This window comes from Sporosarcina sp. FSL K6-3508, from assembly GCF_038615825.1.
GTDB classification, from domain to species: Bacteria; Bacillota; Bacilli; order Bacillales_A; family Planococcaceae; genus Sporosarcina; species Sporosarcina newyorkensis.
The window spans coordinates 2,441,789-2,454,228 of sequence record NZ_CP152016.1 but is presented as its reverse complement, the minus strand read 5'-3'; the positions used below and the strand labels follow the sequence as shown (position 1 = coordinate 2,454,228).

Annotated in this window: 16 protein-coding genes and 1 pseudogene; 16 read left to right on the top strand and 1 reads right to left on the bottom strand. The window is 39.1% G+C overall.

Going from position 1 to position 12,440, the window contains the following annotated elements; all coding sequences use genetic code 11:
* From MKX97_RS12120 to arsC, 7 genes and pseudogenes are all read left to right on the top strand, one after another.
* Nucleotides 1–789 (top strand): alpha/beta hydrolase, encoded by a 789-nt coding sequence (locus MKX97_RS12120; RefSeq protein WP_245799521.1) that lies wholly within the window; start codon nt 1–3, stop codon nt 787–789.
* A gap of 29 nt (nt 790–818) precedes the next feature.
* Nucleotides 819–1,190 (top strand): CrcB family protein, encoded by a 372-nt coding sequence (locus tag MKX97_RS12115; protein WP_009497960.1) that lies wholly within the window; start codon nt 819–821, stop codon nt 1,188–1,190.
* Nucleotides 1,191–1,532 (top strand): CrcB family protein, encoded by a 342-nt coding sequence (locus MKX97_RS12110; protein WP_009497959.1) that lies wholly within the window; start codon nt 1,191–1,193, stop codon nt 1,530–1,532.
* 19 nt (nt 1,533–1,551) lie between these two features.
* On the top strand, nt 1,552–2,280 hold the full coding sequence (locus tag MKX97_RS12105) for a thermonuclease family protein (protein ID WP_342536085.1): 729 nt from the start codon (nt 1,552–1,554) through the stop codon (nt 2,278–2,280).
* 140 nt (nt 2,281–2,420) lie between these two features.
* Complete coding sequence (locus MKX97_RS12100; RefSeq protein WP_009497957.1) at nt 2,421–2,768, top strand: metalloregulator ArsR/SmtB family transcription factor; 348 nt, start codon at nt 2,421–2,423, stop codon at nt 2,766–2,768.
* Between the two features lie 92 nt (nt 2,769–2,860).
* Nucleotides 2,861–3,091: pseudogene (locus MKX97_RS12095) on the top strand (ArsB/NhaD family transporter); the annotation flags it as partial.
* Nucleotides 3,092–3,117: 26 nt separating this feature from the next.
* On the top strand, nt 3,118–3,531 hold the full coding sequence (arsC, locus tag MKX97_RS12090; RefSeq protein ID WP_342536084.1) for an arsenate reductase (thioredoxin): 414 nt from the start codon (nt 3,118–3,120) through the stop codon (nt 3,529–3,531).
* A 903-nt stretch (nt 3,532–4,434) separates the two neighbouring features.
* Here arsC and MKX97_RS12085 read toward each other — a convergent pair.
* Nucleotides 4,435–5,427, bottom strand: a complete 993-nt coding sequence (locus tag MKX97_RS12085) for a M23 family metallopeptidase (protein WP_342536083.1) — start codon at nt 5,425–5,427, stop codon at nt 4,435–4,437.
* Between the two features lie 495 nt (nt 5,428–5,922).
* Between MKX97_RS12085 and MKX97_RS12080 the strand changes: the two genes are divergently transcribed.
* The 9 genes from MKX97_RS12080 to MKX97_RS12040 all read left to right on the top strand — a co-directional run bounded on the left by MKX97_RS12080 (nt 5,923) and on the right by MKX97_RS12040 (nt 12,388).
* Nucleotides 5,923–6,252, top strand: a complete 330-nt coding sequence (locus MKX97_RS12080) for a hypothetical protein (protein WP_342536082.1) — start codon at nt 5,923–5,925, stop codon at nt 6,250–6,252.
* Nucleotides 6,224–6,511 carry a BlaI/MecI/CopY family transcriptional regulator gene (locus tag MKX97_RS12075; RefSeq protein WP_342536081.1) on the top strand — a complete coding sequence of 96 codons (288 nt, stop codon included), beginning with the start codon at nt 6,224–6,226 and terminating at the stop codon, nt 6,509–6,511. The genes MKX97_RS12080 and MKX97_RS12075 overlap by 29 nt, the downstream gene beginning before the upstream one ends.
* Nucleotides 6,512–7,434: 923 nt before the next feature.
* Nucleotides 7,435–7,641, top strand: a complete 207-nt coding sequence (locus MKX97_RS12070) for a thermonuclease family protein (protein WP_342536080.1) — start codon at nt 7,435–7,437, stop codon at nt 7,639–7,641.
* A complete protein-coding gene (locus MKX97_RS12065) occupies nt 7,638–7,958 on the top strand; it encodes an excalibur calcium-binding domain-containing protein (RefSeq protein WP_342536079.1) in 321 nt (106 codons plus the stop codon). The genes MKX97_RS12070 and MKX97_RS12065 overlap by 4 nt, the downstream gene beginning before the upstream one ends.
* A gap of 627 nt (nt 7,959–8,585) precedes the next feature.
* Nucleotides 8,586–9,893, top strand: coding sequence for a HAMP domain-containing sensor histidine kinase (locus MKX97_RS12060; protein ID WP_342536078.1), 1,308 nt, complete (start codon nt 8,586–8,588; stop codon nt 9,891–9,893).
* An 18-nt stretch (nt 9,894–9,911) separates the two neighbouring features.
* Nucleotides 9,912–10,589 (top strand): response regulator transcription factor, encoded by a 678-nt coding sequence (locus MKX97_RS12055; protein WP_078818215.1) that lies wholly within the window; start codon nt 9,912–9,914, stop codon nt 10,587–10,589.
* Nucleotides 10,590–10,601: 12 nt separating this feature from the next.
* The gene (locus MKX97_RS12050) at nt 10,602–10,769 is read left to right on the top strand and encodes a hypothetical protein (protein ID WP_342536076.1); all 168 of its coding nucleotides are present in this window, start codon (nt 10,602–10,604) and stop codon (nt 10,767–10,769) included.
* Nucleotides 10,770–10,861: 92 nt separating this feature from the next.
* Nucleotides 10,862–11,596: a sulfite exporter TauE/SafE family protein gene (locus tag MKX97_RS12045; RefSeq protein ID WP_078818214.1), complete on the top strand. Its 735-nt coding sequence runs from the start codon at nt 10,862–10,864 to the stop codon at nt 11,594–11,596.
* Between the two features lie 81 nt (nt 11,597–11,677).
* Nucleotides 11,678–12,388, top strand: coding sequence for a cytochrome c biogenesis protein CcdA (locus MKX97_RS12040; protein WP_342536073.1), 711 nt, complete (start codon nt 11,678–11,680; stop codon nt 12,386–12,388).
* Nucleotides 12,389–12,440 lie beyond the last annotated feature (52 nt).

Sequence of the window (12,440 nt, the reverse complement as noted above, 5' to 3'; positions counted from 1 at the left end):
ATGTGGAAGTGGGAAGCGGAAGGCCAGCCGAAAGCTGTAGTAGTAATTGTCCATAATGCATATGAACATCATCGTCGGTATGTTTGGCTCATTCAGCGATTGAGGAATGATGGCTTCCATGTCGTGACAGGAGATTTGCCTGGTCATGGAAAAGAAGGCTTGACCGTTCATTCGGAAACATTTAAAGAATATCGTCGATTTATTAAACAATTGGTTATGACAGGGCTCGACGACAACTTACCGCTGTTTTTATATGGACATGGATTAGGTGCGACATGCCTTCTTCGAATAATGCAGATGGAACAGGTGGAATGCGCCGGTATAATTTGTTCCTCGCCTTGGCTGCATTTGGAACATCAACCGCCGTTGCTGGCACAGATGTTAACGAAATTATCTCAATCGATGAAGCTAAACCATGAAATCACGCCGGCTTTGCTATCGCGTAATGCTGAATTTCTAGAGCAATACAAAGACGATGCATTGTATACTTCGGTCATTACAGCAAGCTGGTATCGAGAATTGCAAATTCTATTGAAGAATGTCATGCAGAAGGATTCGGTGATACAGGATGTCCCATTTCTGCTGCTGACGGGAGAAGCGGATGAAATAACGGATCCCGATTACTCTCGCAAATGGGCACAAGCACAAAATTTATCCGAACTGCAGGATAAGAGATGGAAAGATCTGTACCACGACGTCATGCAAGAGCCTGAGCGTGAAGAAGTTTACGTATATATGCGGTCCTTCATGAAAAATGTGCTTCGTTCATTAGGCTATGTAATTGAATGAAATGAAACTTAGCTGGAGGACGTGAATAAATGAGAGTGCGACTATACATAGGAATTGCAGGGGCAATCGGTGCGGTAACCCGCTTACTGGTCGGTCAGTTATGGATCGTCAATGGTGCTTTTCCTGTTGCCACGTTTGCTGTGAATATGATCGGGACATTGTTGCTGTGTATTATAGTGGAACGAGCAAGGCTTGGCGGGCATCTTTCTCCTCTTGCAGTTACGGTTATCACGGTTGGATTCCTAGGCGCCTTCACAACGTTTTCTGCCGTTAGCTTAGAGACAATCCAGTTGCTGAAGGACGGTTTGATGGTAATTGCAGGTGCATATGTCTTCTGTAGTTTATTCGGAGGTCTTACCATGGCGGCTTTCGGATTTTCATTGGCAAGGAAGGTGAGCTGAATGATATGGCATATAGTGGCGGTTGGCTTTGGCGGGTTTCTTGGAGCAATTTTGCGATTTGAAGTATCAAACCGACTGAACGGAAGCGTCTTGCCATTTGGGACGTTACTCGTTAACAGCATAGGCAGCTTTTTCATTGGTTGGATTGTCGGCATGGAGCTGCCATTGCAGTGGACGTTGTTTTGGGCGACAGGCGTGGCGGGAGCGTTGACGACATACTCCACCTTAATGAAAGAAATTTGGACGTATTGGAACGAAGGCCGAATAGGGCGTTCAGCGGCCTATACTGTGCTGACGTTCGGGTTGGGAGTCGGCTTGGCCTATATTGGATTTAGTTTGTAGAAAAGAGGATTTTAATTAAATGAGTACAAAGAAAAAGAATACGGGAAAAAAATGGGTCGGCTCTTTTCTGATCGCCGTAGTAGTCGCGATCGCGGCTGTCTATTTTCCTGAATTAATGGAAGAAAAAAAAGAACCGAGCCGCGATGGCTTGATTCCAGTCGAATTGGTCAAGACGATTGATGGTGATACAATAAAAATCATGTATGAAGGCAAAGAGCAGAATGTGCGTTATCTATTGATCGACACACCTGAAACAAACCATCCTCGACTGGGCAAGCAGCCGTTTGGCCAAGAAGCGAAAGTGCGCAATCAAGAGCTGTTGCAAAAAGGGAAGCTAGAGATTGAGTTTGATATCGGTGAAAAATACGATAAATACGGCAGATTGCTGGCGTATATATACATAGACGGAAAAAGCGTGCAGGAGCAACTATTGAAAGAAGGATTGGCGAGAGTAGCTTATGTGTATCCGCCAAATACACGTTATTTGGATGAATTTGAGAAAGCAGAGCAACACGCTAAAAAGTCTGGTGTTGGAATTTGGACGTTAGAGGATTATGCGACAGATCGTGGTTTTGATAGTGATAAGCATCCGGCCAATGAGACAGACAAACAGACAGTAAGTGGAAAAAAGGGAATATTCCCAAACTGCACGGAACTGCGAAAACAATATCCTGACGGCGTCAGAAAAGGACACCCTGCATACGCTTCTCATTTGGATCGGAATAATGATGGCAGGGCATGTGAGTAAATTTCAGCAAAATAAAAATTTGACTCAATAATATAAATGAATCCCGTTGACGATAATATTTATATCGCAGTCGGGATTTTTATATACTTTGTTGGTCATATAAGCATATCATTATATACTATTTTCAAGGAGGTTATAAAATGAATCCAAAAGAAACTGTCGATTTACAGCGCGCCTCACAACTTTTAAAATTGCTAGGTGATAAGACACGTTTGACGATGATGAAATTACTATCCTCTCATGAATGTTGCGTCTGTGAGTTCGTGGGGATTTTTAAGATGAGCCAGCCAGCCATTAGCCAACATCTGCGTAAATTGAGAGATATTGAGCTGGTAAGAGAAGAGCGGAGAGGACAATGGATCTTTTATTCGATCAATTCTGAGCATGAGGATTACCTGCTGATTAAAAGTATTCTTGACCAATTGCCGGGACAGGATGAATCGATTAACGACTTGGAAAAACAAGGTTTACGTATTTCATGTGGCTAGGGAGGAAAATTGATTGGTTACAACTAGTATTGCGATAGCAATCTTTGCAATAACGTTAGTTTTTGTTACCTGCCAGCCCAAAAATTTGTCTAACAACAGGTGCCGTTCGTGAATCTTTCATCTATGCAAATGTGATCGGATCAGATCTCGGGCCTAAAATTATGCCAATCAGTTCACTGGCAACTTTGTTGTGGCTACATGTGCTTTCTCAAAAGGGAGTGAAAATAGACTGGGGATCATATTTTAAAGTCGGTATAATCTTAACGATCCCTACGCTATTTATTACACCGATCGGACTGTATGTATGGTTATTGATCATCTAAATTGATTAGAAAAGGGGATTATAGTTATGACGAAAAAAACTTTGTACTTTCTTTGCACAGGAAACTCGTGCCGCAGCCAGATGGCAGAAGGCTGGGGGAGGAAAATTCTCGGTCAGGAATGGAATGTACTTAGTGCTGGTATTGAAGCACATGGAGTAAACCCTAAGGCAATAATGGTAATGAGCGAGATTGGGATTGATATCTCAAATCAAACATCAAACACAATAGATTCTCAGATTCTTAACAATGCGGATTTAGTCGTTACACTTTGCGGGGATGCTGCGGATAAATGCCCTATGACTCCTCCATCAATTCGTTGTGAACATTGGGGATTTGACGACCCGGCTAAAGCAACCGGGACGGAAGAAGACATTTGGGCAGAGTTCCAGCGTGTGCGGGATGAAATTGGTGAACGAATTCAACTATTTGCCAGTAAGTAATGAACGTATAATAAAAAATATGCAGAGTATACAAATATTTCAAGAGATCAAGGAGCAATTATAAGCTAACTTTTTATTTTCTCATATATATCAGTGGAAAACATAGAGGAGTTTTTATAATAGAATTTAACATTATTTAACCATCAACTTGCTGTGAACAAAACACAGGTTGTTGCGAGCCTGATCTACAGGTAGCTGTCATTGGTGCAGGATCAATCGGTTTAGCGGCGGCAAGCGCACCTATAAGAAAGAGGGGTACCATTCTTTGTATTGAAAAAAGGTACAGTCTCAGCGAATGTTCGCACGTGGGAGCATGTGACACTTTTCTCGCCTTGGCCGTATAACATTGACGAAGCAGGTAAGAGACTATTGCTGAATACAGATTGGGGGCTTACGCTCTATCTATTCTTTTTGCAACATTGCTCGGATATATTTTGCTTTGATTAATCCAATAAAAGATGGTCTTCTTACTTTTGTTATCGTGACAGGCTGTTTGCTTTAGGTTTTATATTTGCTGAATCAAATTAGCCCTTGGGTTTCACGGAAATCTGATAAGGTGCAAGCTGCGTATGATGAGTATATCGCAAGAAGAGATAATCAGGGTTAGTATGAACAGTAAATAGCGGAACTTCTTCAAAGTAAGCCCAAATTATAAAAAACCGCACCTTTTGGGTAGAGGACACTGAAAAAATCTCTGTATCAAAATTAAGCGCCGCTAGCATCATCGTTAATGAAATCGATGATGGTAGCGGCGCTGTTTTGGCAAGGATAGGTCGGTGTGGAATAGATCCTGAGGGAATTGGAACATTTCAAAACCTTTGGAGAATGTAAGAAAGAGCGTGGAGGAACTCCTTCATTCTCTTTTAACGATTCGTACCTATGAATTGTCTTCCCACAAAATTACTAAGAGTCAGTATTCCTGTCTTGTCTTTCCCAAAGTCTAAGGGAGGGGTATGGATCGAAAGCCCACTCCGTCCGTCCATTATCTTTATACATACCGTAGTGAAGATGAGGAGGAAATTTACCTGAAGTACCTTTCTTTCCATATCCAGAATTGCCGACATAGCCGATAGTAGTTCTAGGTTCAACAATGTCGCCTTCTTTAAGACCTTCATTAAAATAAGCTAAATGAGCAAAATAATGGTACGTATTATGGATATCACGAATACCTATTCTCCATCCTCCGTATTCATTCCATCCCAATGTTTCAATAATTCCGTAAGATGTTGACTGGACAGGAACTCCATAGGAGGCAAACAAATCGGTTCCTTCGTGTATTCTTCGACCGCCCCATCCTCTGTTAGCTCCCCAAGTACCTTGAAAACTATAATTGTGCTTGATGGGAATAGGAAAGGCGTGCTCATCCAAATCCAACGTTTCAAAGTGTTTATAAAGATTCGCAATGGTAATAATTTGATTGACGGTTTCTTCACGCTTATAGTAATCCCATAAAGCCAAAGAAAATTCCTCTTCAGCACTTCCGTATCCACTTAAAAAAGTAGCCATCGTAAAAAGCACATCCTCATTATCATCCAGATCAGCGTAACCGTCCCCATTTCCGTCCAATCCTTTTCCTGCGAAAAGTGCAATAGACAACGGTGATGTATCTTCCTTATTTGGATTAAGCTCACCCATCCAATAGTCTTTGGTAAATTGGAGAGCAATGATTCCTTCCTTATTTGGAATATCATTACGTACTTGTTGGATGTTGCGTTCAAACTGGTCTACAGCAGCTAAATAGTACCAAGGGACAAATTCGTTCTCGAATTTTAAATAGTAGTTCATTCGTTCTTCCAATAATTTTTCCTGGGTTGGTTGTTCTTGAGCTGAAACAACGACGAAAAAAAATAAGGACAGCATGATTAAATAAATCGGCAATAGAAACCAGTGCCGCATTCAAAAACCTCCTTTTCGGTGCATTAATAAAGTTCCCTATTTGCATTTTTTTATGAGTACTTTCTCGATGTTTTCCTTCTCGTTTTAAACTACCCGGTTAGCATAATTAGATCACAGAAATTAGTTATTACTTTACTCAAAAACAGTGAAGAAAAGAATTTTTGATTCTGAATTTTAGGTAAGAGTCACAATATTAGTAACTTATTGCTTCCTCAGCAGCTTTTCAATCAAGACAGCAATATTCTCTTTTGATAAATGTTGATGATAGGTATCTAGCTACGGGTGTTTTCAACCCCCACCAATACAGACCAAAGATAGAATAAAAGATCAGTACGAGAGTTGTAACAATTCTAATTACCATAATTTCACCCTTTATTCTCTTTTATTCATTAGTGTGGCTAAAATTAGGTGAGGTAATACAAATTTCTTCGGTTTTAGACTTGGTGATTTGATGAGGCAATTTAAACAGCTACATTCGCAAGACGAAAACTTTTTATGGAAGAGTATGATGCAATTGCGAATGAACTGAGCAAATTGAACGCGCAAAGCGTAGCTCTATATGATAGCAAAGGTCAGTTTTTCTTTGTCGCTTACCATTGGAAAGTGCATTTAAAGAATTCGAAAAGAAAAAATAAAACATTTGACAACCACTACAACATTGTAGTAGTCAAAAGTGTGGACTCACATAATGATTTGCTAAGTGTACACGATGAAGGAGTTTCAAAAGTTATCGGATATAGAAATGGAGTTGATGCAAGTGATATGGGAGATAGGCGGTCCCGGACAATCCAATTAATTGTTAGAGATTTTTTCTCAAAATTATAGGGCTTGGATAGGATTGACAATCGCTACTTTTTTCTCAAGATTGGTTGACAAGGGGCTGTTATTAGCCAATAAACAAGGTCCGTGTAAATACTTACTTCCCTGTCTATCTCTCGAAGAGTACAAAAGATGGAGAGCTCAAAGCCTACTCGTCGTATTGTATCAAGGTTCTGTGAGAAACTTCTTATCTACACTTTATGACGGTGAGGATATTTCGAAAGAAGATATCAAAGATTTAAAACAATGGTTTTCAGAGAAATAGATGCATAATGTGAGCGAGTTATTTGAAAATCTTATCGTATTATCTGTTGTGGGAAGCACTGTTGTGGAGTGTATTCTTGTTCTAAATCTTCTTTCTTGTACCTGTTTGGCTGATTGTACGAGGGCTCTCTTTTCTTTCAACAGAACAGAATAGCACTATTACTGCTATACAGACAGGCTATTGGAGAGAAATAATTCCTGAACAATATATTTCTTTTGAATGGGTGTTGGTATACTTAAGTATTTGAGGAGTTGGAGCCATCATTTTTGGTGGCTGGAATGTATATTATTATGGAAAATTTAAAAAATAATATCTCAATAGTAGTCGTTAATGATGCTTATCAGTTGTTGGATAGCCATAAAGAAAAGCTAAGAGTAAGACGTATTTAAAACTTGTGTACAATGATCAAATAGCAAGTCCAGCCCTCATTGGGTTACACAATCCAACGATTCTATTATCGACTAGGAAAATACCTACTGTTGAATTAAACATGGTGCTTCATCATGAGTTGATTCATTTTAAACGAAAAGATGTATGGTTAAAATTGTTTATGTTAATAGTAAGTTCTTTACACTGATTTAATCTATTCGTTCATATTCTATGTAAGGAGATTCACATATGGAGCGAATTATCTTGTGAAGAAGAAGTTGTATTTGAAATGTCTTATGCTGAAAGAAAGAGATACGGTGAAACAATTTTAAACATGTTAGAAGATTCACTTGAAACTCCTGTTTTTTATAGTGCTTTTTTATTTGGAAACAAAATTATCGCTTAAAAAGCGATTAATGATGTTATTAGAAGTGAAACCAATGAAAAAGTTTATTTATGCGACACTAGTGATATAATTTATATATGTACGCTTGTTTTTATAGCGATAAGACAGCGTTACAATAAAAATCATGTATGAAGGCAAAGAGCAGAATGTGCGCTATCTATTGATCGACATACCAGAAACGAACCATCCCCGACTTGGCAAGCAGCCGTTTGGCCTAGAAGCGAAAGTGCGCAATCAAGAGCTGTTGCAAAAAGGGAAGCCAGAGATTGAGTTTAATATCGGTGAAAAATACGATAAATACGGCAGATTGCTGGCGTATATATATACGGAAAAAGCGTACAGGAGCAATTATTGAAAGAAGGCTTGGCAAGAGTAGCTTATGTGTATCTGCCAAATACACGTTATTTGGATGAATTTGAGAAAGCGGAGCAACAAGCCAAAAAGTCGGGCGTTGGAATTTGGATATTAGAGGATTATGCGACAGATCGTGGTTTTGATAGCTATGCATATCCAGTAAAAGAGAAAATAGAGACAACAGTTTCAGATGAACCTAAAGAAGTGTTTCAGAATTGCACAGAGTTACGGAAGAAGTATCCAAATGGCGTGAAAAAAGGCCACCCCGCCTACTCCATCAAAATGGATGGAGATCGAGATGGCTTTGCTTGTGAATAGCTAGAAGCGGAAGACGTTGCTTAGCCTCAACAGGCACTGGAGGTCTTAAAATAAAGGCGCCTTTTGCTTTTATTTTTAAGACCGAAGTGACCCGAGAGGCTGGCGTCTGGAGCTGGATGAAACTAGAAACGGAAGACGTTGCTTTAAAAAAAGTAAAAGGGCTGTCGGGAAAGTCATTGAAAAATGGCTTCTTGGCAGCTCTTATTCTTTTTCTAGCCTTATTTGTCTGCCGGCGATCATAAACTACTTGTCTGCGCTCATACATCCGAGTTGCCGCTCATAGCTCGCCGTTTGCCGCTCATAAACTCCTTCCAAGTGATCATAACAGCATTGAACCCGATCATAAAGTTGTTTCACGCGCTCATTAAGCGTTTTATCTTCACCGAACAATACATCTGTACAGTCTTTATATATAATCATCACTATACTAAAGTTCTATCAAAAAACCATGCAGTCACAAAGCCGTCATGGTTACAGCTGAAAATTACTTTTGGATATCTATTTATCACTTTCTGCATATTTACTCTATAATTATTTCTTATACTAAATTTCAGGAGAGGGGCGAATGTTCAAGTGAACAGAATCTCTATAAAGTTAACCGCATATTTTTTTATTGCAGTATTAATCATGGAAACATCCCTTATCCTTTATCTTCATCAGAACATCATTCATACAAGGGTTGATGAAGAGTTCTCCCGCTTATTGGCAACCGGTTCTAATCATCGAGACGTTCTTAGTGAAAATTATTCAGATACCACTATGAAGCATATCGTCTTGATGGAAAAAGATGAGGAACGAGAAGTCCTTATTACAAATAATCAAGGCGAAATAATCCGTAGTTCAGAGGAAAATATAGAAACACTAAAAAGAGATCTCCCGCAAGTAAACGATCTCGATTTGCAGATTGATCAGATTTTGGTCTCAGATTGGAAAAGATCGTCATACATTGTTAGCGCACATCCTTATAAAGTGAATCCAAGTCAATCCGGTTATGTAATAATGTTTCAAAGTACACTTCCTATTGAACAGTTAGTAGGGAAATTAAATTTGCATTTTGGTCTGGCAGGAGTAACAAGTGTAGTCGCATTATTAATAATATATGCTGTTCTTTCCAAATTTCTTACACGTCCCTTAATCCGTATGAAGAAAGCAACAGAGAAATTAAGCAAGGGCAATTTCAAGGTAAGCCTACCGTTCATAGGAAGTGACGAACTGGGCGAACTATCAACTTCCATTCAAAAGCTTGCGGATGATTTAGAACGGTTAAAAACGGAGCGCAATGAGTTTCTCGCATCTGTTGCCCATGAATTAAGCACACCATTGACTTATTTGATTGGTTATTCGAAAGTGGCTATTAGACAAGGAGTGTCTGAACAAGAACGTCAACACTATCTAGTGATTATTGCGGAAGAGTCGGATCGAATGAAAGAACTTGTCAAAAACTTATTGGATCTAGCGAAAATGGATGAAAACACCTTTACAGTGTCAAAGGAATATTTTGAGGCACGTCCGTTTTTTGAGGATATTTTTAAGCTAGTCGAACCTTCATTTAAATTAAAAAAACTTAAATTGGACTTAATTTGCGATATGGATTTCAAAATCCATGCTGACCCATTGCGTTTGGAGCAAATTGTGTTGAATTTACTAGATAATGCTTTGAAATATTCATTAGAACAATCAACGGTTACAATGAAGGTTTCCAAGAAAGGAAAGAAATCAGTCATTTCTGTTGTAGATGTTGGAATCGGCATTCCTTTAGAGGAAATTGACTTCATTTTTGAAAAACTCTATCGGGTGGAAAAATCACGCTCACGAACATCGGGAGGATCAGGAATCGGTCTGGCAATCGTCAAGGAACTTGTCGAAGCACATGACGGTAGCATTGATGTCATAAGTAATTTAGGAGAAGGTAGCACGTTCACGATTATAATTTGAAGAGAGGTCAAAGCTCGTATGAGAACAATTTTACTAATTGATGATGAACAGAGGATGCTAGACCTCATTGAATTATTTCTGATTCCACACGGCTTCAGGTGTATCAAAGAGACAAGGGGGAAGAAGGCGTTGGAAACGCTAATTAAAGAAAGGGTTAGTCTTATTTTGTTGGATGTCATGATGCCTGAAATGGATGGATGGGAAGTGTGTGAAAAGATCCGTGAGTTTTCGGACGTCCCTATTATTATGTTAACGGCCAGGACAGACAAGCTTGATATGGTGAAAGGGCTAGATACGGGAGCGGATGATTATATTACGAAGCCTTTTGATGAAAGAGAATTATTATCAAGGGTAAATGCACTATTGCGCCGTTATCCTGAAGACCAAAAGGAAAAGGAGAAAATTATTTATGGTGATTTCAAACTGGACAAGGAAACCTATTCATTACAATATGAATATTTAAAAGTGCAGCTGACACTAAAAGAATTTTATATTATTGAAGCTTTGATTTCACGGCCTAAAAAGACGTTTACACGAGAACAGTTATTACATGCTGCATGGGAATATAATACCTACACAGATATCCGTACCGTAGACTCGCATATCCGAAATTTGAGGGATAAATTAAAAACGGCTGGATTTCCAATTGATGAGTTTTTGAAGACAGTATGGGGAATTGGTTATAAGTGGAACTGAAAAGAAGAGCTCATGATGAAAAGGTTCAAAATTATTGTGGGATTGCTATCGCTAGTCGCGATTATGTCGGCCTGTAACAAAGAAAGTAAACTGTATGCGTTTGACGAAGTAAAAAATGATACATTTGAACACTTACATGGTTTGGGATATATCGATTGCCATCGGAATACATACGAATGATATTCATATGACAAATGGTGGAAGTCTCAATTGAGATAGATTTGCGAAAAACGGGAAATTAGCGAAATAAGAAAATGGACGGTGCTTCATAGATGTATGGATTGATGTCGAAGATCAGTCAAATAATAAGTGAACCGCTTACGACACTTGTACATTCGTTTGCGGATGTTCCAATAATCTATGTTCTATTATTGGGTTTACTAGGTGCTGTTGCGCCTTGTCAATTGACCGGAAATATGAGTGCAATCACATTTTACGGGAATCGTACGGTTCAAATGAAAACAGAATGGGTTGAGATTCTTTTCTTTATTGGCGGGAAAGTTGCTGTCTTTAGCTCCCTAGGATTACTGGCATATTTATTTGGCCAATCATTTGAAATGAAAATGACAGATTATTTCCCTCTATTTCGTAAAGTGATTGGACCCCTAATTATACTGACGGGTCTGGTTTTGATGGGTGTTCTCAAACTAGGGTTTCTTCAACGCATAACAATGAGTATCCCGATGAAGCTCCGTGAAGGGAAGCTGGGCTCCTTTTTATTGGGAGCTAGTTTTTCACTTGCTTTCTGTCCGACTATGTTCGTCCTTTTTTTTCTTTGGCTTATGCCCATCGTTGTGACGACTTCGTATGGCTTCGTTCTACCAGCCGTTTTTGGGATTGCAACTTCTCTTCCTCTCCTCTTATTGTTCTTTTTAATATGGTTTTTCGATGCAAAGCGTCTAATAATGAAGCGAAGCATGAGAGTAGGAAGAGTTATACAACGGTTTGCAGGCTTTGTACTAATCGTCATTGGCATCTTGGATACGATCACCTATTGGGGGATTTGAATCATCGTATTGGTTATAGCTACTAGCGATGTTAAAGACGATTCTGTTTTGTAGGATTGTTCGAAAAAGGAGATAAGATAGATGTTTGCGGATTTGAATTTGTTTCTTGCGTTTGGTGCAGGGTTTCTGAATTTTATTTCACCATGCACATTACCGTTATATCCAGCTTTTATATCTTACATAACGGGAATGTCGCTTGATGAGCTTAAATCAGATAAAAAACGATATAGGAAGAGTGGAATCTTCCATACAATCTTTTTCTTAAGCGGTTTTTCAGTTATCTTCATCTTTCTCGGGTATAGCTCATCACTTGTTGGTACATTTTTTTATCAATATCAAGACGTCCTTCGCCAGGTAGGTGCGATTTTCATTGTTATTTTCGGTTTAATGATTCTAGGTTTCTTTACGCCTAAGTTTCTAATGCAGGAGAAAAAGTTACAATTTAAGAATCGTCCTGCCGGTTATTTCGGTACGTTCCTCATTGGACTTGCATTTGCAGCAGGGTGGACTCCATGTACGGGACCAATCACAGGAGCTATTTTCATGATGGCATCCCAAAATCCTGGTTTAGGTGTATGGTATATGAGTGCATACGTTCTCGGATTCGCGATTCCCTTTTTCTTTTTGTCCTTATTTATTACCCGGGTTTCATGGATACAAAAACACAATCTAACCATTACGAAAATCGGAGGCTATATGATGATCGCGTTAGGTGTACTACTCTTCTTCGATGGTTTGACGTACATTATTATTTGGCTTAGTCCGTTTTTTGGTAGTTTTATGGGATTCTGATATTCGTGTTCAATTTTATTTATCGCGAGTTTACATTCATACGCATAAAAGG

Excerpts from the sequence above, each read along its gene's own strand:
- MKX97_RS12050 (WP_342536076.1), top strand. The coding sequence starts at position 10,602 with ATGATGAAAAGGTTCAAAATTATTGTGGGATTGCTATCGCTAGTCGCG.
- arsC (WP_342536084.1), top strand. The coding sequence starts at position 3,118 with ATGACGAAAAAAACTTTGTACTTTCTTTGCACAGGAAACTCGTGCCGC.
- MKX97_RS12060 (WP_342536078.1), top strand. The coding sequence starts at position 8,586 with ATGGAAACATCCCTTATCCTTTATCTTCATCAGAACATCATTCATACA.
- MKX97_RS12040 (WP_342536073.1), top strand. The coding sequence starts at position 11,678 with ATGTTTGCGGATTTGAATTTGTTTCTTGCGTTTGGTGCAGGGTTTCTG.
- MKX97_RS12105 (WP_342536085.1), top strand. The coding sequence starts at position 1,552 with ATGAGTACAAAGAAAAAGAATACGGGAAAAAAATGGGTCGGCTCTTTT.
- MKX97_RS12100 (WP_009497957.1), top strand. The coding sequence starts at position 2,421 with ATGAATCCAAAAGAAACTGTCGATTTACAGCGCGCCTCACAACTTTTA.
- MKX97_RS12115 (WP_009497960.1), top strand. The coding sequence starts at position 819 with ATGAGAGTGCGACTATACATAGGAATTGCAGGGGCAATCGGTGCGGTA.
- MKX97_RS12110 (WP_009497959.1), top strand. The coding sequence starts at position 1,191 with ATGATATGGCATATAGTGGCGGTTGGCTTTGGCGGGTTTCTTGGAGCA.
- MKX97_RS12120 (WP_245799521.1), top strand. The coding sequence starts at position 1 with ATGTGGAAGTGGGAAGCGGAAGGCCAGCCGAAAGCTGTAGTAGTAATT.
- MKX97_RS12045 (WP_078818214.1), top strand. The coding sequence starts at position 10,862 with ATGTATGGATTGATGTCGAAGATCAGTCAAATAATAAGTGAACCGCTT.
- MKX97_RS12080 (WP_342536082.1), top strand. The coding sequence starts at position 5,923 with ATGGAAGAGTATGATGCAATTGCGAATGAACTGAGCAAATTGAACGCG.
- MKX97_RS12085 (WP_342536083.1), bottom strand. The coding sequence starts at position 5,427 with ATGCGGCACTGGTTTCTATTGCCGATTTATTTAATCATGCTGTCCTTA.
- MKX97_RS12055 (WP_078818215.1), top strand. The coding sequence starts at position 9,912 with ATGAGAACAATTTTACTAATTGATGATGAACAGAGGATGCTAGACCTC.